We start from the raw sequence: 25,578 nt of genomic DNA on the forward strand, positions 1-25,578 counted from the left end.
CACCCACCCGCTGTGCGAGAAGATTTACGCCATGAGAACGTTGTGACAGGATATTTTTAGGTGAAACCGACGACTAGGAGTACAGATGACTGCGATCCAGGAACCTGTGCCGCCTGCCGCCGCACTGGACCAGCCGTATGAATACGCCCGCACCGAGCTTGTGGAGCCCGACTGGCGCCGGTTCCCCGGCTGGCGGGACGTCACCGCCGCCCAGTGGCGGGACCCGCAGTGGCAGCGGGTGCACTGCGTGCGCAATGTCAAGCAGCTGCGCGCGCTCATGGGCAACCTGCTCGACGAGCGCTTCTACGAGGATCTGGTCGCCGACCAGCACGAGATGGCCACGATGTCGATGCTCGTGCCGCCGCAGATGCTGAACACGATGGCGCCCTCCGCGGGCACCGATCCGGCGAAGGTGACCGAGGCGTTCTACGCCGACCCGATCCGCCGGTACATGATCCCGGTGCGCAGCGACCGCGACCCGGTGTGGCCGAGTCACCCGCACTCCGAGCGGGACTCGTTGCACGAGGCGGAGATGTGGGTGGTCGAGGGGCTCACCCACCGCTACCCCACCAAGGTGCTGGCCGAGCTGATCTCGACCTGCCCCCAGTACTGCGGGCACTGCACCCGGATGGACCTGGTCGGCAACTCCACCGAGCAGGTGCAGAAGCACAAGCTCGAACTCAAGCTGGTCGACCGGCAGGACGCGATGATCGGCTACCTCCAGCGCACCCCCGGTGTGCGGGACGTGGTCGTCTCCGGTGGCGACGTGGCGAACGTGCCGTGGCCGCAGCTGGAGTCGTTCCTGATGCGGCTGATGGACATCGAGACCGTGCGCGACATCCGCCTCGCCACCAAGGCGCTCGCCGCGCTGCCACAGCACTGGCTGCAGCCGAAGGTGACCGAAGGCCTGCAGCGGGTCGCGCTCACCGCGCAGGCCCGTGGCGTCAACCTGGCGATCCACACGCACGTGAACCACGCCCAGTCCGTCACCCCGCTGGTCGCCGAAGCCGCGCGTACGGCGCTGCAGCTTGGCGTACGCGACGTACGCAACCAGGGTGTGCTGATGCGCGGCGTGAACGCGACGCCGGCTCAGCTGCTCGATCTGTGCTTCGCGCTGCAGGGCGAGGCGAACATCCTGCCGTACTACTTCTATATGTGCGACATGATCCCGAACGCCGAGCATTGGCGGGTCTCGGTCGGGGAGGCGCAAGAGCTGCAGCACTCGATCATGGGCTACCTACCCGGGTACGCGACGCCGCGGATCGTGTGCGACGTGCCGTACGTCGGGAAGCGGTGGGTACACCAGCTGGCCGATTACGACCGGGAGCGCGGCATTTCGTACTGGACGAAGAACTACCGGACCGGGATCGAGCACGAGGACCCGGAGGCGTTGCAGCGGAAGTACCCGTACTACGACCCGATCCAGACGCTGCCGGAAGCCGGGCAGCAGTGGTGGCGGGAGCAGCCGCAGGGCTGATCCGGGCGCTGCCGGAGTCAGTACAGCCGGGTGGGGAATCGGTGGGTGTCAGGCCTGCTGGTTCCCCCACCCGGCTTCGTTCTGCCCTCTCGCGAGACAGCCTAATAGGTGTTACCTTAGGTAACAGTGAACCTCGGTAACGCCTAGTCGCCGTCCAGGGAGGACCGTATGACCAGCGCTGATGTGCACCCGTCCGAACGCGGGGACACCGCGCGGCGGCTGCTCGACTCGGCCGAGACGCTGTCCTACGACCCGGTGCGCGAGGTGGACTGGGAAACGCCGCTGGACAAGGATTTCCACGGGGCCAGCCCGGAGTGGAGCACGCTCTACGGCACGAGTTACTGGGCCGAGCTGACCCCGGCGCAGCATAAGGAGCTGACCCGCCAGGAGGCGGCGTCGGTCGCGAGCACGGGGATCTGGTTCGAGATGATCCTCCAGCAGATGGTGCTGCGTGACTTCTACGCCAAGGACCCGACCGATCCGGCGTTCCAGTGGGCGCTGACCGAGATCGCCGACGAATGCCGGCACTCGATCATGTTCGCCCGTGGCGCCGAGAAGCTCGGCGCTCCCCCGTACCGCCCGCGGAAGCTGGCTGTCGAACTGGGCCGGGTGTTCAAGGCGACGGCCGGTGGCGAAGCGGCGTACGCGGCGATCCTGGTCGCTGAAGAGGTCCTCGACGTGATGCAGCGCGACTGGATGCGCGACGAGCGTGTCGTGCCCTTTGTGCGCACCATCAACAACATCCACGTCGTGGAGGAATCGCGGCACATGAAGTTCGCCCGCGAAGAGACGCGGGAACGGCTCGAAGGCGCGGGGCGCCTGCGCCGTCAGTACAACGCGCTGGTGGTGTCGATCGCCTCGTACTTCATCGTCAGCAGCATGGTGAACCCGGCCGTGTACGCGAATGCCGGGCTCGACATGCGTCGCGCGGTCCGCGAAGCGAAGGCAAATGAGCACCACAAGTCGATGATGCGCACCAGCTGCGCGGGGCTGATGGAGTTCCTCGCTTCCTGTGGGCTGCTCACCCGCGCCGCGACCGTGTTCTACAAGCGGGCGAACTTGATCTGACATGGCCTTCGCGATCACCCAGACCTGCTGCAACGACGCGTCCTGCGTCGCGGTCTGCCCGGTCAACTGCATCCACCCGACGCCCAACGAGCCCGACTTCGGCACCACCGACATGCTCTACGTCGACCCCGAGGCGTGCATCGACTATCGACTGCGGGGCATGCGCCGACGCCTGCCCCGTGGACGCGATCCACCCGGTAGACCTGCTTACCGGACCACTTGAGGTGTACGCGGGCATCAACGCGGACTTCTTCACCGGCCGCGTCCCTGCCGCTATGGCCGACCCGGCGCCCAACTTCCATCGGTGGGGTCCGCCGTCGTTCGCCCACGCCGTGCCGAGCGACTTCGCCCCGCCGGACATCGCAGTGGTCGGGACCGGCCCTGCCGGCATGTACGCGGTGGAGGACCTGCTGCTGCACACGAACGCGCGGGTCACCCTCATCGACCGGCTGCCGGTCGCCGGCGGGCTCGTACGTTACGGCGTCGCCCCGGATCACCCGGCCACCAAACGAATCGGCGAGACCTTCTCCCGGTGCCACCGCCATCCCCGGCTGCGGCTCCGGCTCGGCGTCGAAGTCGGTCAGCACGTCACCGTGGCCGAGCTGACCGAGCGGCACGACGCGGTGCTGTACGCAGTCGGTGCGTCGTCCGCGCGCAGTCTCGGGTTGCCCGGCGAGCAGGTGCCCGGCAGCGTCGCCGCAACCACTGTGGTCGGCTGGTACAACGGCCACCCCGACGTACCCGCCGACGCGATCGGCCTGTCCGCGGAACGTGTCGTGGTGATCGGCACCGGCAACGTCGCGCTGGACGTCGCACGGATCCTCACCGCCGACCCGGACGACCTCGCCGGCACCACCATCGCCCCACACGCGCTCGAACGGCTGCGGTCGAGCAAGGTGCGGGAAGTCGTGCTGCTCGCCCGGCGCGGCCCCGAACACGCCGCGTACACCGCCCCAGAACTGCTGGCGCTCACGCAACGCACGAACGTGCCCCTCGTCGTGGACAGCGAGGATTCCCGTACCACCACAGCGATCGACGCCGGGCGCGGCAAAGCCGCCCTGCTGCGCGAGCTGGACCGCGAAGCCGTCGACTGGACGACGCCGACCGCCGAGGGGACACGCCGGATCGTGGTGCGGTTCCACTCCGCACCGTCTGCCGTCACCGGTAACGAGCAGGTGCGGGGACTGCGGGTGACCGGCGCGGGCGAGCCGGTCGAGATCGCCGCGGGACAGGTCGTACGCGCCGTCGGCTATCGCGGAACCCCGGTACCGGGGCTGCCGTTCGACGAGACGACCGGCACCATCCCGCACACCGCAGGCCGGGTCGACGGCCACGTCGGCGCGTACGTGGTCGGCTGGATCAAACGCGGCCCGTCCGGCGGAATCGGCGCGAACCGGACCTGTGCCAGGGAAACGGTGGGCACCCTGCTCGGTGACATCACGTCCGGTCGCCTCCCTGTGCGGCCGCGGAGCCGGACCAGACGGCTGCGGGAGCGGCTGGCCCGTACGTGAGTCAGGCGCCCCGAGCCAGCGCCTGCACCCGGCTGATCGGGCCGTTGTAGTAATTCTGGTCGCCGGGCAGCCCTCCAGCGCGAGCGAACTGCCAGATGCTCTGCTTGTCCCAGCCCGCAGGCAACTCCCCGATCGCCGGGGCGTACCGGGCCAGCCACAGTGGATTCGTGTCGCCGAACCGCGCTGTGTTGCCGGTGCAGCGTTTCCACCAGGACGTCGAGGTGTAGATGATCGCGCTGCGGTGCTGCTTCGCGAGGTAAGTGCTCGCGAAGTCGGCAATCCACGCGGTCATGTCCGCGGCGCTCTTGCCGTAGCAGGCGTCGCCGTACGGGTTGTACTCGATGTCCAGCGCACCCGGCAGCGTCGTGCCGCCCTTGCGCCAGGCACCGCCGTGCGCGATGAAGTACTCGGCCTGCGCGGCGCCGCTGGAAAGATCCGGCCGCGCGAAGTGATAGGCGCCGCGGATCAGGCCCGCCTTGTGCGCGCCGTCGTACTGCTGCGCGAAATGTGGGCTGACGTACCCGGTGCCCTCGGTGGCTTTGACGTACGCGAACTGAGCACCCGAAGCCGCCGCCTTCGCCCAATCCACCGGACCTTGGTGACCGCTCACATCGTGTCCGAGAGCCTGCCCGCCGGCGAGATCCGCGCGCGCCGGGCCGCCCTGCACGCCTTCGTGTACCGCGATCTGTGATCCCGCGGTGTCGTCCGCCGCTTTCGAGTAATCCGCGGCCGCGGCCGGTCCCGCGGTCACGATCGTCCACGGCAGTGCCATCGCGGCGACGGCGAGCGCCGTCCGCCAGGGCCGGCGTCCTCGTTCGATACGGCTCATCTCGCTCCCGTCGGCATCGGCGCGCTGATCCGCCCGTCATGGTGCCCGCCCATGCCTGGCCCCGCGAGGCCGCAGGTCACTCGTTCGTGGTCGGACGGGCACACCTGAGTGGTCCAGACAACCTGTTACGCCCTCGTGACCCGTGGTCCGTGCTCGCGCGGATACTTTCCGCTACTGCCAACCGATCCGGTGAATTCCGACCGCGGAGGTACCACATCGTGGAACCCGCTCTTCGCTCACCACGACGACGGCGCGGCCCGCTCGCCGCACTCGCACTGACCGCGTCGGCCGCATTGGCCGGGCTGGGACTCGGACTGCCCACCGCGCACGCGGCGAGCGTCGCGCACGCCGGCTGCGGGCAGCCCGCGCAACCCGACTTCGGGCCGAACGTGCGGATCTTCGACCCGGGCATGTCCCGCGACCGCATCCAGTCGCAGCTCGACAAGGACTTCGAAACGCAGAAGAGCACGCAGACCGCGCAGTTCGCGTCCGGGCGCGTCGCGCACCTGTTCAAACCCGGCAGCTACTCGGTGCACGACAACGTCGGCTTCTACACCTCCGTCGCCGGGCTGGGGCAGAACCCGGGCGACGTGCAGATCACCGGCGATGTCACGGTGGACGCGTTCAACGAGTCCGATCAGGGTTCGGCGCTGCAGAACTTCTGGCGCTCGGCGGAGAACATGGCGGTCACCCCGACGAGCGGCGACGATCGCTGGGCGGTTTCGCAGGCCGCGCCGTTCCGGCGGATGGACATCAAGGGCGGGCTCCAGCTGTTCCCCGCCAGCTACGGGTACTCCAGCGGCGGCTACATCGCCGACACCAAGGTGGCCGGCAAGACCGCCTCGGTCTCGCAGCAACAGTGGTACACCCGCGACTCCGCGCTGGGCAGCTGGGACGGCGGCGTGTGGAACATGGTGTTCTCCGGCACCCACGGCGCCCCGCCGAACACCTTCCCCACCCCGCCGGAGACCACGCTGGCCACCACTCCGGTCTCCCGCGACGTGCCGTACCTGTACGTGGACGGGGCCGGGAAGTTCCGCGTGTTCCGTCCCGCGCTGCGCACGAACGCCTCCGGCCCGAGCTGGGCCAACGGCGCCACGCCCGGTGATTCGGTGCCGATCAGCCGGTTCCGCGTGGCCAAGCCCGGTGACAAGGCCGCCGACCTCAACCGCTCGCTCGCGGCGGGCTGCAGCCTGTTCTTCACCCCGGGCATCTACCACCTCGACCAGACCCTCAACGTGACCAACCCGGACACCACCGTGCTCGGCATCGGCTACCCCACACTCGTCCCGGACAACGGTGTCGACGCCATGCACATCGCCGACACCGACGGAATGCGGGTGAAGGGCGTGCTGTTCGACGCGGGCACGCGGAACTCGAACGCGCTGCTGACCGTCGGCAAGAAGGGCGAGCACACCGACCACGCGAAGAACCCGATCTCCTTGCAGGACGTGTTCTTCCGCATCGGCGGCGACCTCGCGGGCAAGGCCACGAACAGCCTCGTGGTCAACAGCGACGACACCCTCGTCGACCATGTCTGGGCCTGGCGCGCCGACCACGGCAAGGCCGGCACGGTCGGCTGGACCACCAACACCGCCGACACCGGCGTCCTGGTCAACGGGGACGACGTGACCGCCACCGGCCTGTTCGTCGAGCACTACCAGAAGTTCCAGGTGCTCTGGAACGGCCGGCGCGGCAAGACGATCTTCTTCCAGAACGAGATGCCCTACGACGTGCCGAACCAGGGCTCGTGGAACTCCGCGCCGGGCACCGCCGGGTACGCCGCCTACAAGGTCGGCGACAAGGTCACCTCGCACGAGGCGTGGGGCCTGGGCAGTTACTGCTTCTTCGACACCAACCCGGCGGTCGCCGCCGAGCGCGCGTTCGAGGTGCCCAGAAACGGCGGGGTGAGGCTGCACAGCCTGCTCACCGTGTCCCTGAACCACCGGGGCACGATCAAGCACGTGATCAACGACGTCGGGGGCGTGACCCCGGACGGGACCAAGCCGGTGAACGTGCCGCACTACCCGTGACCGGGTGAGAGAGAGCCGGGCGGCAGTGGGCCGCCTTTCCCGTCATGGAGGGCGGCCCACTGCTTGGGGAACGCTGGGCCGGGCGACGATGCCAGGCCACGGAACCCGCTACCCCCGTCTTCAGCTCTTGCTGACCTTGACCGCGAACGAGTCGATGCTCATCCCCGCGCCCGAGGTGGTGTCCGCGGCCGGTGAGGTGCAGCCGCACACCTTGTTCGGGTAGGAACCGCCGATCGCGACGTCGAAGATCGCGAAGAAGCCGTGGTCCACGGCGGCTTTCCAGGTCTCGGCCGAGACCTGGTTCTGTGTGACCGCGAAGGTCTGCCGCCCGTCGAGGGAGAACTGCAGTTCCTCGGCCGCGGGATCACGGCGGTCGACCACCACCGAGTAGGTGTGGTAGCCGGTCTTGCAGCCGGCGCAGTCCTGCAGGTCGCTGGTGATGCCGTCCGGGTCGTGGCATTCGCCCTGCCACTGGCCGCAGTGGAACGTGCTGGAGTGCTTGTCCAGCGCGTTCACGTTCTCCATGATGTCCAGTTCGCCGATGCTGGGCCAGTTCGTCGCCCCGACCGGGCGGGCGTCGGCGCCCATCGCCCAGAACGCGGGCCAGTAGCCGAGCCCACGCTCGGGATCGGGCAGCTGCAGCGTCGCGCTCATCTCCATCCGGCCGCCCGCCGGAGCACCGAAGTCGGTCCGGGTGCTTTCGATCCGCCCGGAGGTCCACGCGCCGCCCGCGTCCCGGATCGGCTTGATCACCAGGTGCCCGGATCCGTCGTGGTAGACGTTGGCCGTCGAGTCGGTCGAGGTCTCCACCTCTCCGGTGCCCCAGTTCGCCGCCCCGCCGGGATAGCCGGTTCCCTTGTCGTAGAGCCAGTTCTGGAGGTTCAGGCCGGTACCGGCGGCACCGTCGAAATCGTCGGAGAAGACCGTGGTCCAGTCGTCGGCCGCGTGCGCGGGCACCGCGGCGAGCGGCAGGGCCGCCGCGGCGGCCAGCGCGAGGGCTGCCCGGCGCAACCGGGCTCGGCTCAATCGCATGATTCGCCTTTCGTGGGAGGGAGACCGGAGACTCGCGTACCAGGCTCGGACAGCGTGGCGGGCCGGTCAAAACACCGTGCCCCACCGGGACGGACCGCAGGCGCGGGCGGGCAGAACCACCGCCGGAAAGGTTTAAACCACTGCCGGTCCGGGTACGGCCGCGACAGGTCCGGCCACCGCGTCCGGGACCGTTCCGAAGGGTGGGTGCAGCCCACCCCTTTTGTGCCCCCCGAAGCGTGCTCCGCCGTTCTAACCTGGACACATGAGCGATGGCAACCTCCTCGGCGAGTTCCTGCGGGCACTGCGCGAGGTCACCGAACCGGCCGACGTGGATCTGCCGGCCGGGCCCCGGCGGCGGGTCAACGGCCTGCCACTTCACCCGGCAGAAGGGCGGGCACTTCGTCACTGTCGCCTCCATCGCCGCGCACGGGGTCGTCCCGACCGCCGCGGTGTACTGCGGCAGCAAGTACGCGGCCTGGGCGATCACCGAGGGCCTGCGCCAGGAGTCCGACCCGTCGATCCGGGTCACCACCATCTCGCCCGGTGTGGGCACCTCCGAGCTGGCGGACATCATCTCCGACCCGGACGCCCAGGAGGCGATGCGGATCTACCGCAAGGACGCGATCGAGCCGACGGCGATCGCGGACGCCATCGCCGACGCGTTGAGCCAGCCCGAGGGCGTCGACGTGAACGAGATGATCGTGCGCCCGGCGCGGCAGCGCTGAGGAACCACGTGCCGTCGGCCGCGCAGCCCGGCCGACGGCACGCCGTCCCGGCCGGGGACCCGACGGCGACGCTCCGGTCCCGGTGGGGTGCTCTCCACAGTGGACTGTGCAGTCCCGGAGCCGGGTGAGGGGGACCGGGCAGGTCGCGGGCTGGCTAGACTCGGGTGGCGATGCGAAGATTCCGGTGGTGGTGGGGGGCGCTGGTCCTCGCCTGCGTGGCCTTGCTGATCGCCTCGTTCGTGCTCTTCGGGGCGGAGAGCCTGCGGGGGCGGCCACAGCCCCGGCAGGGACCACCCGGCACTGGGCCGCTGACCGTGGTCGCGCTCGGCGACAGCACCGTCTCCGGGGAAGGCGCCGGGGACTACACCCCGGACACCGACGGCCGCAACGGCGACTGGTGCCACCGCTCCCCCAACGCGTTCGTGCAGAAGGTCCGCATCCCGGGGGTCACCGCGCGGGTCAACCTCGCCTGTTCTGGAGCGCCCTCGGCCCAGGTGGCCCTCGGCGGCGCCGACCAGTGGGGTGAGCGTTCACAGGCAGCGCGGCTGGCGGAGGTGGTCAAGAACCACCGGGTGAGCGTGGTCGTGATCGGGGTCGGCGCGAACGACGACCCGAAGTTCTCCGCGCAGGTCAACACCTGTTTCCAGGCCTGGTTCAGTTCCGGGCCGGCCGGCTGCAACGTCCCCTTACGGGAGACCTGGAAGTCCAAAGTGGACGCCATGGTGCCGAAGGTGGTCAACGCGGTCGGCGACGTGAAGAAGGTGCTCGCGCAGGCCGGCTATGTGCCCTCGGACTACCAGCTGGTGCTGCAGTCCTACGCCGCTCCGGTCGGGCCCGGCATCCCGGCCGATCTGCAGAGCCTCAACGGCTGCCCGTTCCGCACCGACGATCTCGACTGGATCGCCGGGCCCGGGATCAGCACCCTGTCGACCGGGCTGCGGCAGGTGGCCACGCAGTCCGGGGCCCGGTTCCTGGACCTGGCCCAAGCCGGAAAACAGCACGAGGCGTGCAGCGGCGGCGCCGATCAGGCCAAGGAGTGGTTCACCCGGCTCACCCTGCACCTCGACGACCTGACCCATCTCGACCGGGCCACGCACGCACTGCAGGAATCCTTCCACCCCAACGCCGCCGGGCACGCCGCGATCGCCGGCTGCCTCTCGGAGTTCCTCGCCACCCGCGACGCCGCCGCGGCCTGCGTCGACGGCCCCGGCGACACCCTGAACGCGAAGCCCGGAGGCTGAGCGGCACCGGCTCCCGGCCGCGTCAGAGGTCGAGCGCGGCACGCAGGGCGACGTCGATCTGCTCCTGCACGTCCGGGCCGATCTCCGCGATCCGCTCGTCGAACCACGGCCGGTACAGCCGGGTCAGGTTGAGCGTGGACACCCAGTAGCGGGCGTCGATGGCGACGCCGAGGATGTCCAGCGGATCGCGGTCGAGCAGTTCGGCGCCGAGCAGCCAGGGCCGCTCGGATTCGTTCACCCCGTCCGAGGAGAGCACGACCACGGTGCGTTGGCGGGCCGGATCGGTCGGCGGATGATAGGTCCAGACCTCACCCCTGCGCACGCAGATCCTTTTCCGCCGCGGCCCGTTCCGCCTCGTCCGCTTCCGCGGCCGCCCGGGCCGGCGCCCGCTGCGGGGTGTACCCGGTGCGCACCGCCTCGCGACGGGCTGCTTTCGACAGCCAGGACGAGACCGAGATGCCATGCGCCTTCGCGGCCCGCTCGGCGAACTCGAGCGCCGTACTGTCCAGCGAAAGAGTCACTTTACGTGTTGCCATACCTTTTATCGTACCACTCGCTGCACCTCTCCGGACCGGCCTGACTCACCAGGTCGAACTCCCCTTCCGTCGGGTGTACAACGCATAGACGGCGTGTACGGAAAGTGTCAAACAGGGCGTATTCCCTGCCCGTTTCTGCCTCACTGGTCTTCGCTTTAGTGCGTCAATATCTCATCCTGATGCAGAAACGACCACTGCGCGTAACGGGATGGATCCAGTGACCGAGACCAGTGCAAACGTCGCGTCCGTGCCAGGACGGTCGTCCCCGCAACGAGGCGTGCGGGCGCTGCTCAAGCACCCCGCGGTGAGTCCCTACGTGCGGCTCGGCGCGGCGGTGCTGGTGCTGAACGCGATCATCGCCGTCCTCGCAGGGCCGGATCTGACTCAGCCGGGCGCGGCCGATCTCGCGCTGGCCAACCTCGCGGCGGCGATCTTCCTCCGGCAGCGGCACGTGGTGAACATCGCCTTCCGGCTGGCCACGCGCATGCCCATGAGCTGGCCGTACGCCTTGCGGTGGGCGGCCGGGAAGGTGTCGCACTACGGCGGATTGCACGTTGGTGCGGCCACGTCAGGTGTCGTCTGGTACCTCGTATCCGTCGGGTTCCTGGTGCTGCGCGGCGAGCCGGTGGTCCTGCCGATCGTCATCGCCGCCGGGCTGGTCGTGCTGACGGCTCTGGCCGTCCGGCCGGTGCGGGAGCGGTGGCACGACTTGTTCGAACGCGCGCACCGCTGGGGCGGCTGGGCCTTGCTGGTCCTGGTGGTGGCCGACACGGTGCGTACATCGGACGGCGCGACCTGGCAGCCGTGGGTCGTGGGGCTCGTCGTACTGAGCGCGGCCTGGCCGTGGCTGCGGCTACGGCGGGTCCCGGTGGAGGTGACCCGGCATTCGCGGCACGCGGCTTCGGTGCGGTTCCCACATCCGCCGACGTTCCCGCCCGGCTCGGCTGTGACGTTGAGCCTCGCGCCGCTGCGGGAGTGGCATTCGTTCGCCGCGATCGGCACCGGCGAGGGTGGCTACGGTCGGGTGCTGATCTCCCGGGCCGGTGACTGGACCGGCCGGTTCATCGACGATCCGCCGTCGCACGTGTGGCTCAAAGGCGGCCCGATCGCCGGGATGGGCGGGGCGGCAGCGTTGTTCCCGCGGGTGCTGTTCGTGGCCACCGGCAGTGGGATCGGCCCGTTGATGAGCGTGATGACCCGCCGTGACCTGCCGTTCCGGCTGCTGTGGATCACCAGGGACCCGGTCGCCACCTACGGTGAGGAGCTGCTCGCGGAGGTGCGGCAGCTCGCCCCGGACTTCGTCGTCTGGAACACCGGCGAGCAGGGCAAGCCCGATGTCCTGGCCCTCACCGAGCAGCATTGCGCGGAGTCCGGCGCGGAAGCGGTGATCTGCGTGTCGAACAAACGGCTGACCTGGCAGGTCGTCACCGGGATGGAACAACGCGGAATCGCCTCGTACGGCGCGATCTGGGACTCGTAGGTGTGGTGTGCTCCCCGCCGGTGCGCAGCGGCGGGGAGCACACCACACGCCTCACAGGGTCGGTGAACGGCCTTCGAACGGTGTCGAGAGCACGACCGTGGTGCGGGTGGACACCTTCGCCGCCTCGCGGATCCGCCGCAGCAGATCCTCCAGTCCGAGCGGGGAGGCGACCCGGACCAGCAGGATGTAGGACTCGTCGCCGGCGACCGAGTAGCAGGACTCGATCTCGGTGATGTGCTGGATCCGTTGCGGGTAGTCGTCGGGTGCGGCGGGGTCGTTCGGGGTCAGCGAGATCAGCGCGGTGAGCGGCAGGCCGATCTGTTCGCCGTCCAGCTTCGCGGTGTAGCCGAGGATGACGCCGCGCTGTTCGAGGCGCCGCACCCGCTGGTGCACCGCCGAGACCGACAGCCCGACGCGTTCGGCGAGGTCGGTGAAGCTGCGCCGGCCGTCGGCCGCGAGCTCCTGCACGATCGCCTGGTCCAGGGGTTCCAGCGGGCTACTCATGCGTCCAGCACGACGAGCTCGTGCGGCCGCGTGTTCACCGCCTCCGCCCCGGTTCCGGTGACCACCACGATGTCCTCGATCCGGGCGCCCCAGCGGCCGGGCTGGTAGATGCCGGGCTCGATGCTGAAGGCCATGCCCGGTTCGAGCGGCAGGCTGTTGCCCGCGACGATGTAGGGCTCCTCGTGCACGTCGAGGCCGATGCCGTGGCCGGTGCGGTGGATGAAGTACTCGCCGAATCCGGCGGCCTCGATCACCTCGCGGGCGGCGGCGTCGATCGATTCCGCGGTGGCGCCCGGCCGGACCGCGTCGACCGCGGCCTGCTGCGCGCGCTGCAGCACCGCGTAGGTCCCGGCGACGTCGGCGTCGCGGGGTTCGCCGATCGCGTAGGTGCGGGTGGAGTCGGAGTTGTAGCCCTCGGCGATCGGGCCGCCGATGTCGATCACCACCACGTCGCCGCGTTCGATGACGCGGTCGGACACGTCGTGGTGCGGGCTCGCGCCGTTCGGGCCGGAGCCGACGATCACGAAGTCCGCGCGGGTGTGCCCCTCGGCCACGATCGCCTCGGCGATGTCGGCGCCCACCTCGGCCTCGGTGCGGCCGGCGCGCAGCCACTCCCCCATCCGCGCGTGTACGCGGTCGATCGCCGCGCCGGCCGCGCGCAGGGCGTCGATCTCGGTGACGTCCTTGCGCATCCTCAGCTCCCGCAGGACCGGGCCGGCCAGCGTCTGCTCGGCGTCGCCGAGGGCGGCGCGCAGCGCGAGGACGTGCAGCGCCGCGGTGAAGTCGCTGACCGCGACCCTGCCGGGTTTGCCGAGCCGGTCGGCGACCAGCCGGTACGGGTCCTCCCCGTCCACCCAGGTCAGGATCTCGACGCCGAGTTCGGCGGTGGGCACGTCGTGGTAGCCGGGGGCCTCCAGCTTCGGCACGACCAGCGCGGGCGGGCCGTCGGCGGGCACCACGAGGGTGGTCAGCCGCTCGAACGAGCCACCTGCCTGGCCGAGCAGGTAGCGCAGGTCGGAGCCGGGTGCGACGAGCAGGGCGTCGGTGTCCGCGGCGGACGCCGCTCGCGCGGCGCGGTCCAGCCGGGCACGAAGCACGGCGGCGTCGGGGGCAGGCGTATGGAGGGATCGGCTCGACATGCCGCCGAGCCTAGTCCGCGGCGCCCGTGCCGGAGTACTCGCCAGGCGGGTGCGTCGCGGCCGCCGAGTGGAGGCTGTGAAGGGTCCCTTCACGGACGCAGAGTCCGTGAAGGGACCCTTCACGGCTTCGGGTTTCGAGCATCGGGCGGGGCGTGGGAGGGTGTGCGGGTGACCGGACCACTCGCCCTGCTCGATTCCGCGAGCCTGTACTTCCGTTCGTTCTACGCACTGCCGGATTCGATGACCGCTCCCGACGGGACGCCGGTCAACGCGGTGCGCGGGTTCACCGACACGCTCGCGCGGATCCTCACCGATCGCCGCCCGTCGCGGCTGGTGGCCTGTCTGGACGCGGACTGGCGGCCGAAGTTCCGCACCGATCTGCTGCCGAGTTACAAGGCGCACCGCGTCGCCGAAATCGGCGACGGCGGGACCGATGTGGAGGAGGTGCCCGACACGCTCACCCCGCAGGTGCCGATCATCCTCGACGTGCTGGCCGCGTTCGGGTTCGCCACCGCGGAGGCGGCCGGGTACGAGGCGGACGATGTGATCGGTGCGCTGGCCACCCGGGAGCAGGTGGACGCGGTGGAGGTGATCACCGGGGATCGTGACCTGTTCCAGCTGGTGCGGACGGAGCCGACGCCGGCTTCGGTGGTGTACGTCGGCAAGGGCTGGGCCAAGGCGGAGGAACTCGGCCCGGTCGAGATCGCGGAGCGTTACGGTGTGCCTGTCGACCATGCCGGTCCGGCGTACGCGGATATGGCGGCGTTGCGCGGGGATCCGTCGGACGGGTTGCCCGGCGTCGCCGGGATCGGCGAGAAGACTGCCGCGAAGCTGATCACGCAGTTCGGGTCGCTGGCCGAGCTGGTGGCCGCCGCGTCGTCCGGGGATTCCCGGGTGCCGCTCAAGACCCGGCTGCGGCTCGCCGACGCCGCGGACTACCTGGCGGTCGCGCCGACCGTGGTGCGGGTCGCGGTGGACGCGCCGGTGACCCAGTCCGGCCCGGACGCGGTGCCTGCCGCACCCGCCGACCCGGACCGGGTCGCGCAGCTGGCCGAGCGCTGGAACCTGGGCCGTTCGGTGGAGCGGCTGCTGGCCGCGTTGCCGGGGTCGTGAGCACGGTCAGAAGTCCGTGCCACACCAGGGATTCTGCTCGGTGCGGAACAGAGTCTCGGTGCGGGCGAGGGTTTTCTCGTCCGCACCGGTGATCCGGCCGGCGAGGGCGAGCAGCGCCGGACGCCACTCGCCGAGGTAGAGCATGGCGAGGGTGTCCACGTCGAGTTCGAGGTCCGCGGTGGCGCCGGTCCGCTCCGCGCCGCCGGGTCCGGTCCGGTAGCGGCCGTTGTTGGCGGGCAGCATCCGGTCGTGAACTTCGATCACGACCGGATCGGCGTCGCTGTAGGTGCGGGCGGCGAGTGCGGCGGGCACGTCGACCAGCCGGAGCCACAGCTGGTCCTTGACGTCGGTCGTGCGAGCGCGGCGGGGATCCGTGAGCAGCACGCCGACTTCCTCGTCGACCGGCCGGCCCGATGCGTGCACAGTGGACACGAGGTCGATCGAGAGCAGGAACTGCCACAGCGCGGCCACGGTCGCGGCGTCGTTCGCGATCAGGTCTTCGACTTCCACCAGCGCACCGAGGAACGGCTCTGCGTGGGTGCGCTGCGGCACGGTGCGGTACAGGGCGAAGCCGTCGTCGCCGTCCGGTCCTGTGTGGACAGCGAGACGGTAGCCGTCCACTTCGATGCTGCGGCTGTAGGAGATCTCCCACCAATCGTCCGGGCGGGCGATCATGCCCGTCCGCCGGTACCCGATCCGGTCGTAGACGGTACGCGCGGCGACGAGGGCATCGTCGCCGTCGAGAATCCGTACGGTGCCGGAGACTCTGGCCCCTTCGCCCACCTGGGCGGGGTGCTTGACATCGATGGTGGCGGCGCGGATGGCGACGCCATAGCCGAACCGGCCGTAGATCGCCGTTTCGCTCGCATCGAGCCCGGCCACGGTGTAGCCGCGCTCGGTGAACTCCCGCAGCTGGGCGTCCATCATCGCGGTGAGGACACCACGGCGGGTCCAGTCCGCGCGGACCGCCACGCCGTTCACCGCGGCCATCGGCACGGAGGCGCCGCCGGGCACGGTCATCGCGGTGGGCAGTGAGCTGGCCAGCCCGATCGGCAGGTCCTCGGCGAACGCCCCGATCTTGCCGTCGGCGCGGACCGAGCCGGTGATCCTCGCCCACCGCTGGTCGGTGACCGGGCTCCGGTGCAGGGCCCGCTGGAGAACGTCGTACAGCGGCCGCCGTTCCGCGTCGGTGATCGGCCGCACCGTGAAGTCGCTCATGGTGGCGATCCAACCAAGCCGGGTGGGGTCGCGGCGAATGATTTACCTCGACACGTCAGAAGAACGTGCCGCACCAAGCCGGTTCCTCGGTGCGGAACAAGAGATCCGCGGCGGGAAGGGCGGCCGGGTGGAGAACGTCGACCCGGTTCGCGGTGGCGAGTGCGGACGTGTTCCACGCGCCGAAGTAGAGCATCGCCAGTACCTCCGCGTCGACGCGGAGCGCGGGTTCCGCGTCGGTCCTCTCGGCACCGCCTGGGCCGATCCGGTAGCGGCCGTTGTTGGCGGGCAGCATCGGGTCGTGAACTTCGATCACGACCGGATCGGTATCGCCGTAGCTGCGGGCCGCGAGCGCGGCGGGCACGTCGACCAGCCGGAGCCAGGTTTCGTCGCGCGTGGTTTCGATCTTCGCAATGTGCGGGTTGGTGAACAGCAGCGCCGTCGGTTCGCCGAGCGGCCGGTACATCAACGCGATTTCGTCGACGAGGTCGACCGAGAGCAGGAAGCGCCACAGCCCGGCGAACGCTTCGGGGCTGGTGTAGTGGAACCGGGGGACGTGCAGTTTGACGGGCGTGGTTTCACGGTCGACGTAGTAGACGAGGTAGCCGCCGATGCCTGCGGGACCGTGGTGCACGGCGGTGCGGGGGAACGGCGAGAGCCGGCGGACCTGGTTTTCGTGACCGCCCCAGAACACTGGCGGCCGGGTCATCGCGCCGGGGCGGGTGAAGCCGGTCGCGGCGTACAGCTCGGGCCACTGCGGCACGGCGTCGCCGAGATCCATCACGTGCACCTGGCCGCCGGGCAGGACTTCCGGGCGCAGCCTGGCCCGTTGCCGGTCGACCAGCACGTTCTGGGCATGAGTGGCGATGCCGTAGCCGTATCGGCCGTAGATGGCACCTTCGGTGGCCCGCAGTGTCGCGGCGACGATTCCGCGTTCGGTGAAGTCGGCCAGCTGCGTCTCGATCATGGAGGTGAGCACGCCGCGGCGGGTCCAGCCGGCGCGGACGCCGATGCCGGTGACCGCGGCGAGCGGGACTTTCGCTCCGCCGGGCACCAGCAGTTCGGCGTCGAAGGAGCGCGCCGTCCCGATGAGACCGGGACCGAACGCGCCGACGCTGCGCCGCTGCTGGTGCGACAGCGCGGCCCGGTCCCATTCCTCGTCACTGCCGGGCGGGACGTGCAGCGAGGCCCGGAACAGGTCCCAGGCCTCGCGGTGCTCGCCGGTCTCCAGCAGCCGGATGCGGTACTCGCTCATGCCCCGATGATCGCCGGCGACCCGCGTCCGGGGCCACCGGATTTCACCGGACGCGGACAAGGTTCACTGCCCGGACTTGGGCGGCGACACCTCGTAGTTGCCGTCGGTGCCCTTGACCACGATCGGCACCTGCTGCGGGGTGCCGTTGATGGTCGCGGTGCACTCGAACTTCTCGCCGTCGGAGACCTTCTGGTCGGCCGGGCAGGTGACCCCGCTGACACCCTGGATCTTGTAGGTGTCGGTGAGCAGCTTCGCGACGTCGGTCTGCATCTGGCTGTTGTTGAAGACCTCGGACTTGAAGAAGCCCGGCGCGACGAACCCGAGGATCGCCACCACCACGACCACCACGACGAGCGCGCCGATCCCGACGAACAGGCCCTTCTTCGACCCGCCCCCGGATTCCGGTTCCCCGCCGGGCTGCCCGTAGTCGTAAGGACCGGGCTGCGGTGGCTGCTGGGTGCCACCGGGCTGGTTGTAGCCCTGTTGCTGGTTGGGGTCGTAACCCTGCTGGCCCTGGTCGTAGCCCTGGCCGTACGGGGCCTGCTGCGGTGGTGGCTGCTGGCCCCACTGCGGGGTTTGTGGCGCCTGGGGTTGCTGCTGCGGGTAGCCGCCGTACTGCGGCTGTTGCTGCCCGTACTGCTGGGGATCGTACGGTTGCTGCTGCGGGCCGCTCGGCGGGTAGGCGCCACCCGGCTGCTGGCCGTACTGTGGCTGCTGCCCGTAAGGGGGCTGCTGCCGCGGGTCGTTGCCGCCATACGGCGTGCTCATCGTTCGCCTCCGCCTTTGTTCGCCTGCGTCCGTGCGCGATCAAACCACAGGTGGGGGCCGAGCACACGCGTCCACGCGCGGGATGTCCGGCCGGTCCCGGTACGGTGCCCTGCTCTCATGCGCCGCCTGCCGCGACGACGCCGCGGCGCAGGGCGCGGACCGCTTCGGCGGCGGTACCGCCGACCGGGTCGGCTTTGCCGAGCACGTCGCGGATCTGGTCGAGCAGGTCGATCACCTGGCGGCACCAGCGGACGAAGTCGCCCGCGGACAGTTCCTGGCCGTTGGTCTCCGCGGCGGTGAGGACTTTCTCCAGGGATTCGCCGCGGGCCCACCGGTAGACCGGCCAGGCGAAACCGGCGTCGGGTTCGCGGGTGCGGTCGAGGCGGTGCCGTCGTTCGTCCTCGGTCAGCTCGACCCACAGCTTGGCGGTCTCCTGCCAGGCGGCGGGGACCGCGCCGCCGGGCAGCCGGGGTTCGCCCGCGGTGTCGCGGCGAGCTTCGAACACGAGGGTGGACACCACCGCGGCGAGTTCGGCGGGGCCGAGCCCGGACCAGACGCCGTGGCGGATGCATTCGGCGGCCAGCAGGTCGGATTCGCTGTAGAGGCGGGCGAGGCGGCGGCCGGGTTCGGTGACCCGGTCCTCGCCGGTGCCGGGGCCGAGGTAGCCGCGTTCGCCGAGCAGCCGCAGGATCCGGTCGAACGCGCGGGCCAGGGAGTGGGTGGTCGCGGCGACCTTGCGTTCGAGCTGTTCGGTTTCGCCGGTCAGCCGCTGGTAGCGCTCGACCCAGCGGAGGTTGGCCTCGCGTTCGGCGAGGCCGTGGCAGGGGTGGGCACGCAGGGCGCGCTGCAGCGCGGCCAGCTCCGAGTCGGCGCCGGTGCCGGTGCGGCGGCGGGCGCGGCCGGGTGGCTCGATCCCGGCGCTGCGCAGCGAGGACGCGATGTCGCGGCGGGTTTTCGGGGAGCGCAGTTCGAGGTGCTTGGGCAGCCGGATCCGGCCGAGTGGTTCGACCGGGGCGGGGAAGTCCGCGACCGACAGCGGCCCGGACCAGCGGTCTTCGGTGACCACCACGGGGCGGGGCTCGCGGATCGGGTCGAGGCCGGGATCGACGACCACGGCCAATCCGGCGCGGCGGCCCGCGGGGACGGCGATGACGTCGCCCTTGCGGAGCTTTTCCAGCGATTCGGCGGTGTCCGCGCGCCGGGCGGCGGTGTTCTGCCGGGCCAGGGTCTTCTCGCGGGCGGAGATCTTCGCCCGCAGCTCGACGTAGTCGAGCATCTGGTCGAAGTCGCCGGTGACCGCGTCGGCGTAGCCCTTGAGGGCTTCTTTGTTGCGGTCGATGCGGCGGGCGGTGCCGACCACGGATCGGTCGGCCTGGAACTGGGCGAAGGACTGTTCCAGCAGGTCGCGGGCGGCGTCCGCGCCGACCTGGGCGACCAGGTTCACGGCCATGTTGTAGCCGGGCCGGAACGAGGAGCGCAGCGGGTAGGTGCGGGTGGAGGCGAGCCCGGCGACGGCTTTCGGGTCGACGCCGGGTTGCCAGGCGACCACGGCGTGGCCTTCGACGTCGATCCCGCGGCGCCCGGCGCGGCCGGTGAGCTGGGTGTATTCGCCGGGGGTGAGGTCGACGTGGGCTTCGCCGTTGTATTTGACCAGCCGTTCCAGCACGACGGTGCGGGCGGGCATGTTGATGCCGAGCGCGAGGGTTTCGGTGGCGAAGACGACCTTCACCAGCCCCTGCACGAACAGCTCTTCCACGGTCTCCTTGAACGCGGGCAGCAGCCCGGCGTGGTGCCCGGCGATGCCGCGTTCGAGGGCCTCGCGCCATTCCCAGTAGCCGAGCACGCCGAGGTCGCCTTCGGGCAGGTCGGCGGTGCGCTCGTCGACGATGCGGCGGACCTGCTCGATCTGTTCGGGGTCGTTGAGCCGCAGGCCGGAGCGCACGCACTGGGCGACCGCGGCGTCACAGCCGGCGCGGGAGAAGATGAACACGATCGCGGGCAGCAGCCCGGCGTTGTCGAGCCGTTCGACCACGTCGACCCGGGACGGCGGGCGGAACCGGGGCCCGCGCTGCGGGGCACCGCGTTTGCCGCCGCGTGGTCCGCGGAAGGCCGGGGCGTAGCGGCCGAGGTCCTCGGTGCGGCGCAGCAGGGTCGGGTTGATCCGCAGCTGCTCGCCCGGGTCGGCTTCGTTCTGGCCGGCGAACAGGTCGAGCAGGTGGTTCCCGACGAGCATGTGCTGCCACAGCGGGACCGGGCGGTGCTCGTCGACCACGACGGTGGTGTCGCCGCGGACCTCGACCAGCCATTCGCCGAACTCCTCGGCGTTGCTGACGGTGGCCGAGAGGCCGGCCACGCGTACGTGCTCGGGCAGGTGCAGGATGACCTCCTCCCAGACCGCGCCGCGGAACCGGTCGGCGAGGTAGTGCACCTCGTCCATCACCACGTAGCCGAGTTCGGGGATGGCGGAGCTGCCCGCGTAGAGCATGTTCCGCAGTACCTCGGTGGTCATGACGACGATCTGGGCGTCGCCGTTGATCGAGGTGTCGCCGGTGAGCAGGCCGACCGCGTCCGCACCGTGGCGGGCGGTGAGGTCGGCGTACTTCTGGTTGGACAGTGCCTTGATCGGGGTGGTGTAGAAGCATTTGCGGCCCTCGGCGAGCGCGAGGTGCACGGCGAATTCGCCGACCACCGTCTTGCCTGCGCCGGTCGGTGCGCAGACGAGCACGCCGTGGCCGTCTTCGAGGGCTTCGCAGCCGCGGACCTGGAAGTCGTCGAAGGTGAAGGAGACCTCGCCGGCGAACCGGGTCAGCTGGGGGTACTTGCTGCGGCGCCGCGAGACCGCGTAGGCCTCGGCCGGTGATGGTGAAGGGCTAGTGGCCACCTCGTCAGGGTTCCACACCACCCGGCGGGCGCGCACCCGGCTTATCCGGGCGCCGCCTCGATCGGGGTGATGACGGTGAGCGCGGCCGGGACGCAGGTCGCCTCGATCGGGGTGTGGCCTTGGTCCTCGCCGTCGGCGAAGACCGGCCAGCCGGGTGCGTCCAGGCGGAGGGTGCGGCTGCGCAGGGTGTGCACGGCGGGGTGGTCGAGGTGGGCGCCGGCGCGGAGGCCGGGCAGCAGGCGCAGCAGGTCGGCGCGCCCGGCGGAGCCGATGACGGTGAGGTCGAGGAGCCCGTCGCGGGGGCTGGCGGACGGGCAGATCGGAATGCCGCCGCCGTAATAGGGGGTGTTGCCGGCGACGAGGGTGGCTTCGAGGGCGAGGCGCCCTTCGTCGGTGTGCAGGACGATCGGGCGGGGCCGGAACGCAGCGAGTTCGGTGAGGATCGCCAGGTCGTAGCGGCGGGGTCCGGCCGGTCGGCGCAGCCGGTTGGCACGGGCGTTGACGGCAGCGTCGAATCCACTGCACAGCACCGTGGCGAACCAGGTGCCGCCGAACCGGCCGAGGTCGATGCGGCGGCGGTGACCGGCCTGGAGGGCGCGGGCGAGCGCGTCGGCGGCGGCGCGCGGGCCGGCCGGGATGCGGAGGGCACGGGCGAGGTCGTTGCCGGTGCCCGACGGGATCAGGCCGAGCGCGACCCGGTGTTCGGCGCAGAACTGCACGCCCTGGTGTGCGGCTCCGTCGCCGCCGAGCACGATCAGCACGTCGAGCCCTTCGGCGGGCGAGGACCGCATCAGCGCGCGGGACTGGGCGACGCTGCCGGCGGTGAGTACGTCCAGCCGGTCGACGGCGGGCCGCAGCCGCGCGGCGACCGCCTCGGCGACGTGGGCGGCGGCGCCGTGTCCGGAGGCGGGGTGCACGGCGAGCGCGGCGTGCAGGCCCATGGATCAGGTGATGTCGTCGGTCGAGCGGCCGGCCGGGCGGGAAGACGGTGCGGGCCGGTCCGGTTCGGCGGTGCTCGGGGTGTAGTCGAACGGGGCGGCCTCGTCGTCGGCGAGCTGGTCCCAGCCCTCGTCGGTGCGGGCCGCGTCGAGCTTGCGGTCGTGGAAGCGGGTGATCTGGATGGACAGCTCGAACAGCAGGGTGAGCGCGCCGGCCAGGCCGAGCATGGAGAACGGGTCGGAGCCGGGGGTGGCGAAGGCGGCGAACACGAACAGCCCGAACAGGATGCCGCGGCGCCACCGCTTCAGCTGGCGGTATTTGACCACGCCGACCCGGTTGAGCATCACCACCAGCAACGGCAGTTCGAAGCTGACCCCGAAGATCACCAGCAGGCTGAGGATGAACGAGATGTACTTGTCCGCGGTGAGCGCGGTGACGAACTGGTCCTGGCCGAACCCGGCGAGCAGGGCCAGCGCGTGCGGGACGAGCAGGTAGGCCAGCACCGCGCCGGCGGCGAAGAGCACCGAGGCGAAGCTGACGAAGATCATCGCGTAGCGGCGTTCCTTGGCGTACAGGCCGGGGGCGATGAACGCCCACAGCTGGTACAGCCAGGCCGGGGACAGGAGCACGGTGCCGGCCGCGATACCGACCTTCAGGCGCACCATGAACGCTTCGAAGGGGACGGTCTGCAGCAGCTTGCAGCCCGCGTTGCCGTCGAACCGCTGCTGGGCGGGGATCGCGCAGTACGGGCCGGTCATGATGTTGCCCAGGGACGGGATCGGGCCGAGGTGCTGTTCGAACCAGATGAACCCGAAGATGCCGCCGATGACGACGAACAGCAGCGCCCAGCCGAGCCTGCGGCGGAACTCGTAGATGTGCTCGATGAGCGTCATCGTCCCGTCGGGGTTGCTCCGGCGGCTGCGCCGGCGCCGGCGGGCGGATCGGCCGCCGTTGCTCGTGCCGTGGGCGGATTCCGCCACAGGTCGTTCCGTTCTCGTCGTAACCCGGCGGAGCGCGCCGGGAGGCGGCCCGCTCCACGGACCGGGAACCGGGGGTGGGGTTCGCTCAGCTCGCGTTCTTCTGCGGCTGGTCGTTCGCCTGCTGCTTCTTCAGCTCGTCGAGCTGGCGCTGCAGGTCGGCGACCTGCTGATCGTGCGCCGAGGGCGCGGGAGCCGGCGGGATCTGGCGGGTCTCGGCCGGTTCGGCGGGGGTCTCGCCCGCCTTGCCTTCGCCGCTGAGGTCCTTGGTCTCGGCCTTGAAGATCTTCATGGACTTGCCGATGGACCGGGCGGCGTCCGGCAGCCGCTTCGCTCCGAACAGCAGAACCACCACGAGCACCAGGATGATGATGTGCCACGGCTGCAGCGCGTTCATGGTCGTCTGCCCTCCTTGTCTGGGGTCACTGCTGATGGTACTGGGTGTGTGGGCGCCCGCGGCGCTCTGCCACGGCCACGCGCAGGGCCGCGGAACGGGCGCGGAGCAGCCCGGTCCGGTCCTGGGTGTCCCTGGTGACCATGCTCACCGTGTGGCGGAGCCGGCGCAAGAGTCTGAACGTCCGTACCAGCAGCAGGACCAGCAGGAGCAGGCCCGCGGCGAGCAGCACGAAAGTCGGCAGGTACGGCACGGCGTCACCTTAACGGTCCGAGGTGGACGCCGGGTGACGGGCTCGTGCCACCGCGTCGGCTGCGCGGCGGCGGACCGCTTCGGCCAGTTCCGGCGGGCGCTCGACCAGCGCTTCCCCGCCGAGGCTGAGCACCAGCCGCACCATCCAGGGCTCGTCGCTGTAGCGCATGCCGATGCGCAGCCGGCCGCCGTCGAGCTCGGCCAGCTCCTCACACGGGTAGTACTCGGCGACCCAGCGTGCGTCAGGGTCGAGCACCAGGTGCGCGGTCCGCTGGCCGGGGCGGGCGGAGAACACGCCTTCGGACAGGTCGGTGGGGTGCGCGTGCGCGGGTGGTGCGGCGGGTTCGTCCAGCAGGGTGAGGTCGTCGATCCGGTCGAGCCGGAACAGCCGGACGTCCTCCACCCGGCGGCACCAGGCTTCGAGGTAGCCGACGGCCTGCACGATGACCAGCCGCATCGGGTCGACGGTACGTTCGGTGATCTGGTCCTTGGACGCGGTGTAGTAGCGGATCCGCAGGGCGCGGCGTTGTTGCAGGGCACCGGCGACGGCTTCGCGAGTGCGGGCGGCTCGGGCGCCTTCGCGGACGCCGCCGCCGACGACCACCCCGGCCGGGCGGGACTGGCCGGCCGCGTCCTCGATCTTGGCGATGGCCCGGCGTACCGCGTCGCCGTCGGCCACGCCCGGGGTCTCGGCGAGCGCGCGCAGGGCGACCAGCATCGCGGTGGCCTCGCCGCCGGTCAGCCGCAGGGGGCGGCTCATCCCGGCGTCGTGGGTGACCACGATGGTGTCGCCCTCGAAGGACAGGTCGATCAGGTCGCCCGGGCCGTAGCCGGGCAGCCCGCACATCCACAGCAGTTCGAGGTCCTTGCGCAGCTGGCGCGGGGTGACGTCGAAGTCGTGCGCCGCCTCGTCGATCCGGATGCCGGGGCGGGCCAGCAGGTAGGGCACCAGCGCGAGCAGCCGGGGCATCCGCTCCCCCGAGCCGCTCACCGGGCACGCCCCTGTTCGGCGCGGGCGAGCACCGCCTCCTGCCGGTCCAGCACCGCTTTGGCCAGCACGTCCGGCTCCAGCACGAGCACGTCGGGCCCTTGCGCGGCGATCCAGTCCGCGGCCGATTCCGGGAAGTACAGGCCGATCTCGACCACGTCGCCCGGCTCGCCGCCGGCGGTGTCGCGGCCGACGATCTCGCCGCGGCGGCGCACACCGGCGGCGCGGCCGTCTGCCACCCACAGCCGGGCGGTGGTGACCGGGGACGGTTCGTCGCCGCCGGTGACCGACACCAGCTTCAGCAGGTTGACCCCGTCCGGGCGGGTGACGGCGCCGGCCGGGCCGAACGGGGTGACACGGCCGGTGACGCGGGAGAGCCGGAAGCAGCGGGGCGCGTCGCGGTCGCGGTCGTGCCCGACGGCGTACCAGCGGGCGCGCCAGGACACCACGCCCCACGGTTCGAGGGTGCGGATGCGGCGTTCCGGGGACCCGCTGCGGCGGTATTCGAAGCGCACCGCCCGCCCGGCCTGGACCGCGGCGAGCATCGGCGCGAACGACGGCTCGGCGCGGACCCGCGGTTCGATCACCGGCGGTGCCTGGTCGTCGACCTCGACCCCGGCGGCGCGCAGCTTGACCAGCGCGCCCTGGGCCTGCCCGGTCAGCTCGGGCGAGTCCCACAGCCGCGCGGCGAGCCCGACCGCGGCCGCCTCGTCCGGGGCCAGCTCGATCTCGCCGAGCTCGTAGTCGCGGCGGGCGATGCGGTAGCCCTCGACCGGGTCGAAGGCCGAGTTGCGGCCGGTCTCCAGCGGGATGCCCAGCTCCCGCAGCTCGGTCTTGTCGCGTTCGAACGTGCGGAAGAAGGCGTCGTCACTGGCCGCGTCGGCGTATCCGGGCACGATCCCGCGGATCCGCTCGGCGGTGAGGTATTGCCGGGTGGACAGCAGAGCCAGCACGAGGTTGACCAGCCGTTCGGCGCGTGCGGTGGACACCTGACGACTGTAGCTCGCATGTTCGGGCACGATCGTGAGGTCCGGGGTTGCGCGTCGTTCCGGCGTCCGGGGTGACTGTCGGTGAAGGGTCCCTTCACGGACTCAGCGGCCAGGGTTCCGGCAAAGTCGGTGTAGAGGTCTGTGAAGGGACCCTTCACGGACTCTGAGTCTGTGAAGGGTCCCTTCACAGACCCGAAACCGGTCCGGCGCACGCCACGAGGTGGTCGCACAC

General features: G+C 70.8%; 22 protein-coding genes and 2 pseudogenes. 8 read left to right on the top strand and 16 right to left on the bottom strand.

Annotated features, from left to right (window positions below; genetic code table 11):
• Positions 1-85: 85 nt before the first annotated feature.
• The 3 genes and pseudogenes from D5S19_RS09095 (at position 86) to D5S19_RS09105 (ending at position 4,056) form a co-directional block, all read left to right on the top strand.
• Positions 86-1,477: a KamA family radical SAM protein gene (locus D5S19_RS09095; RefSeq protein WP_199730411.1), complete on the top strand. Its 1,392-nt coding sequence runs from the start codon at positions 86-88 to the stop codon at positions 1,475-1,477.
• Between the two features lie 168 nt (positions 1,478-1,645).
• Positions 1,646-2,545, top strand: a complete 900-nt coding sequence (locus D5S19_RS09100; protein WP_120022906.1) for an AurF N-oxygenase family protein — start codon at positions 1,646-1,648, stop codon at positions 2,543-2,545.
• A gap of 1 nt (position 2,546) precedes the next feature.
• Positions 2,547-4,056, top strand: a pseudogene (locus tag D5S19_RS09105) (FAD-dependent oxidoreductase).
• 1 nt (position 4,057) lies between these two features.
• On the opposite strand, the gene D5S19_RS09110 reads toward D5S19_RS09105, so the two are convergent.
• Positions 4,058-4,885: a lysozyme gene (locus D5S19_RS09110; protein WP_407641735.1), complete on the bottom strand. Its 828-nt coding sequence runs from the start codon at positions 4,883-4,885 to the stop codon at positions 4,058-4,060.
• Between the two features lie 218 nt (positions 4,886-5,103).
• On the opposite strand from D5S19_RS09110, the gene D5S19_RS09115 reads away from it, so the two are divergent.
• Positions 5,104-6,918: a hypothetical protein gene (locus D5S19_RS09115; protein WP_120022907.1), complete on the top strand. Its 1,815-nt coding sequence runs from the start codon at positions 5,104-5,106 to the stop codon at positions 6,916-6,918.
• 120 nt (positions 6,919-7,038) lie between these two features.
• On the opposite strand, the gene D5S19_RS09120 is transcribed toward D5S19_RS09115, so the two are convergent.
• Positions 7,039-7,950: a glycoside hydrolase family 16 protein gene (locus tag D5S19_RS09120; RefSeq protein WP_120022908.1), complete on the bottom strand. Its 912-nt coding sequence runs from the start codon at positions 7,948-7,950 to the stop codon at positions 7,039-7,041.
• Between the two features lie 371 nt (positions 7,951-8,321).
• On the opposite strand from D5S19_RS09120, the pseudogene D5S19_RS09130 reads away from it, so the two are divergent.
• Positions 8,322-8,675 (top strand): annotated as a pseudogene (locus D5S19_RS09130) (SDR family oxidoreductase); the annotation flags it as partial.
• Between the two features lie 170 nt (positions 8,676-8,845).
• On the top strand, positions 8,846-9,916 hold the full coding sequence (locus D5S19_RS09135; RefSeq protein ID WP_120022935.1) for a GDSL-type esterase/lipase family protein: 1,071 nt from the start codon (positions 8,846-8,848) through the stop codon (positions 9,914-9,916).
• A 22-nt stretch (positions 9,917-9,938) separates the two neighbouring features.
• On the opposite strand, the gene D5S19_RS09140 is transcribed toward D5S19_RS09135, so the two are convergent.
• The gene (locus tag D5S19_RS09140; protein ID WP_120022909.1) at positions 9,939-10,238 is read right to left on the bottom strand and encodes a hypothetical protein; all 300 of its coding nucleotides are present in this window, start codon (positions 10,236-10,238) and stop codon (positions 9,939-9,941) included.
• The gene (locus tag D5S19_RS09145; protein ID WP_120022910.1) at positions 10,225-10,452 is read right to left on the bottom strand and encodes a hypothetical protein; all 228 of its coding nucleotides are present in this window, start codon (positions 10,450-10,452) and stop codon (positions 10,225-10,227) included. The genes D5S19_RS09140 and D5S19_RS09145 overlap by 14 nt, the downstream gene beginning before the upstream one ends.
• A 217-nt stretch (positions 10,453-10,669) precedes the next feature.
• Between D5S19_RS09145 and D5S19_RS09150 the strand changes: the two genes are divergently transcribed.
• Positions 10,670-11,932 carry a ferredoxin reductase domain-containing protein gene (locus D5S19_RS09150; RefSeq protein WP_147397358.1) on the top strand — a complete coding sequence of 421 codons (1,263 nt, stop codon included), beginning with the start codon at positions 10,670-10,672 and terminating at the stop codon, positions 11,930-11,932.
• Between the two features lie 51 nt (positions 11,933-11,983).
• On the opposite strand, the gene D5S19_RS09155 is transcribed toward D5S19_RS09150, so the two are convergent.
• Both D5S19_RS09155 and D5S19_RS09160 read right to left on the bottom strand, forming a co-directional pair.
• Positions 11,984-12,436 (bottom strand): Lrp/AsnC family transcriptional regulator, encoded by a 453-nt coding sequence (locus D5S19_RS09155; RefSeq protein ID WP_098510034.1) that lies wholly within the window; start codon positions 12,434-12,436, stop codon positions 11,984-11,986.
• Positions 12,433-13,575 carry a M24 family metallopeptidase gene (locus tag D5S19_RS09160; RefSeq protein WP_120022912.1) on the bottom strand — a complete coding sequence of 381 codons (1,143 nt, stop codon included), beginning with the start codon at positions 13,573-13,575 and terminating at the stop codon, positions 12,433-12,435. Before D5S19_RS09160 ends, D5S19_RS09155 begins: the two co-directional genes overlap by 4 nt.
• 168 nt (positions 13,576-13,743) lie before the next feature.
• On the opposite strand from D5S19_RS09160, the gene D5S19_RS09165 reads away from it, so the two are divergent.
• Positions 13,744-14,688 carry a 5'-3' exonuclease gene (locus D5S19_RS09165; RefSeq protein WP_120022913.1) on the top strand — a complete coding sequence of 315 codons (945 nt, stop codon included), beginning with the start codon at positions 13,744-13,746 and terminating at the stop codon, positions 14,686-14,688.
• Between the two features lie 6 nt (positions 14,689-14,694).
• Here D5S19_RS09165 and D5S19_RS09170 read toward each other — a convergent pair whose 3' ends face one another.
• From D5S19_RS09170 to D5S19_RS09215, 10 genes are all read right to left on the bottom strand, one after another.
• On the bottom strand, positions 14,695-15,906 hold the full coding sequence (locus tag D5S19_RS09170) for a GNAT family N-acetyltransferase (RefSeq protein ID WP_120022914.1): 1,212 nt from the start codon (positions 15,904-15,906) through the stop codon (positions 14,695-14,697).
• A 55-nt stretch (positions 15,907-15,961) separates the two neighbouring features.
• A complete protein-coding gene (locus tag D5S19_RS09175) occupies positions 15,962-17,158 on the bottom strand; it encodes a GNAT family N-acetyltransferase (RefSeq protein WP_120022915.1) in 1,197 nt (398 codons plus the stop codon).
• 63 nt (positions 17,159-17,221) lie between these two features.
• Complete coding sequence (locus tag D5S19_RS09180) at positions 17,222-17,926, bottom strand: DUF4333 domain-containing protein (protein WP_120022916.1); 705 nt, start codon at positions 17,924-17,926, stop codon at positions 17,222-17,224.
• A 115-nt stretch (positions 17,927-18,041) separates the two neighbouring features.
• Positions 18,042-20,807 carry a DEAD/DEAH box helicase gene (locus tag D5S19_RS09185; protein ID WP_120022936.1) on the bottom strand — a complete coding sequence of 922 codons (2,766 nt, stop codon included), beginning with the start codon at positions 20,805-20,807 and terminating at the stop codon, positions 18,042-18,044.
• Positions 20,808-20,848: 41 nt separating this feature from the next.
• Positions 20,849-21,748: a diacylglycerol/lipid kinase family protein gene (locus D5S19_RS09190; RefSeq protein WP_120022917.1), complete on the bottom strand. Its 900-nt coding sequence runs from the start codon at positions 21,746-21,748 to the stop codon at positions 20,849-20,851.
• A 3-nt stretch (positions 21,749-21,751) separates the two neighbouring features.
• Complete coding sequence (gene tatC / locus D5S19_RS09195) at positions 21,752-22,726, bottom strand: twin-arginine translocase subunit TatC (protein ID WP_120022918.1); 975 nt, start codon at positions 22,724-22,726, stop codon at positions 21,752-21,754.
• Positions 22,727-22,811: 85 nt separating this feature from the next.
• On the bottom strand, positions 22,812-23,120 hold the full coding sequence (gene tatA / locus D5S19_RS09200; RefSeq protein WP_098510028.1) for a Sec-independent protein translocase subunit TatA: 309 nt from the start codon (positions 23,118-23,120) through the stop codon (positions 22,812-22,814).
• A gap of 25 nt (positions 23,121-23,145) precedes the next feature.
• On the bottom strand, positions 23,146-23,370 hold the full coding sequence (locus tag D5S19_RS09205; protein ID WP_120022919.1) for a bacteriophage holin: 225 nt from the start codon (positions 23,368-23,370) through the stop codon (positions 23,146-23,148).
• A gap of 9 nt (positions 23,371-23,379) precedes the next feature.
• Complete coding sequence (locus D5S19_RS09210; protein WP_120022920.1) at positions 23,380-24,360, bottom strand: helix-turn-helix transcriptional regulator; 981 nt, start codon at positions 24,358-24,360, stop codon at positions 23,380-23,382.
• Complete coding sequence (locus tag D5S19_RS09215) at positions 24,357-25,346, bottom strand: helix-turn-helix transcriptional regulator (RefSeq protein WP_120022937.1); 990 nt, start codon at positions 25,344-25,346, stop codon at positions 24,357-24,359. The genes D5S19_RS09210 and D5S19_RS09215 overlap by 4 nt, the downstream gene beginning before the upstream one ends.
• Positions 25,347-25,578: the final 232 nt, after the last annotated feature.

Source organism: Amycolatopsis panacis, assembly GCF_003600245.1.
GTDB classification, from domain to species: Bacteria; Actinomycetota; Actinomycetes; order Mycobacteriales; family Pseudonocardiaceae; genus Amycolatopsis; species Amycolatopsis sulphurea.

Excerpts from the sequence above, each read along its gene's own strand:
- D5S19_RS09135 (WP_120022935.1), top strand. The coding sequence starts at position 8,846 with ATGCGAAGATTCCGGTGGTGGTGGGGGGCGCTGGTCCTCGCCTGCGTG.
- D5S19_RS09175 (WP_120022915.1), bottom strand. The coding sequence starts at position 17,158 with ATGAGCGAGTACCGCATCCGGCTGCTGGAGACCGGCGAGCACCGCGAG.
- D5S19_RS09145 (WP_120022910.1), bottom strand. The coding sequence starts at position 10,452 with ATGGCAACACGTAAAGTGACTCTTTCGCTGGACAGTACGGCGCTCGAG.
- D5S19_RS09095 (WP_199730411.1), top strand. The coding sequence starts at position 86 with ATGACTGCGATCCAGGAACCTGTGCCGCCTGCCGCCGCACTGGACCAG.
- D5S19_RS09160 (WP_120022912.1), bottom strand. The coding sequence starts at position 13,575 with ATGTCGAGCCGATCCCTCCATACGCCTGCCCCCGACGCCGCCGTGCTT.
- D5S19_RS09110 (WP_407641735.1), bottom strand. The coding sequence starts at position 4,885 with ATGAGCCGTATCGAACGAGGACGCCGGCCCTGGCGGACGGCGCTCGCC.
- D5S19_RS09100 (WP_120022906.1), top strand. The coding sequence starts at position 1,646 with ATGACCAGCGCTGATGTGCACCCGTCCGAACGCGGGGACACCGCGCGG.
- D5S19_RS09190 (WP_120022917.1), bottom strand. The coding sequence starts at position 21,748 with ATGGGCCTGCACGCCGCGCTCGCCGTGCACCCCGCCTCCGGACACGGC.
- D5S19_RS09170 (WP_120022914.1), bottom strand. The coding sequence starts at position 15,906 with ATGAGCGACTTCACGGTGCGGCCGATCACCGACGCGGAACGGCGGCCG.
- D5S19_RS09120 (WP_120022908.1), bottom strand. The coding sequence starts at position 7,950 with ATGCGATTGAGCCGAGCCCGGTTGCGCCGGGCAGCCCTCGCGCTGGCC.
- D5S19_RS09180 (WP_120022916.1), bottom strand. The coding sequence starts at position 17,926 with ATGAGCACGCCGTATGGCGGCAACGACCCGCGGCAGCAGCCCCCTTAC.
- tatA (WP_098510028.1), bottom strand. The coding sequence starts at position 23,120 with ATGAACGCGCTGCAGCCGTGGCACATCATCATCCTGGTGCTCGTGGTG.
- D5S19_RS09155 (WP_098510034.1), bottom strand. The coding sequence starts at position 12,436 with ATGAGTAGCCCGCTGGAACCCCTGGACCAGGCGATCGTGCAGGAGCTC.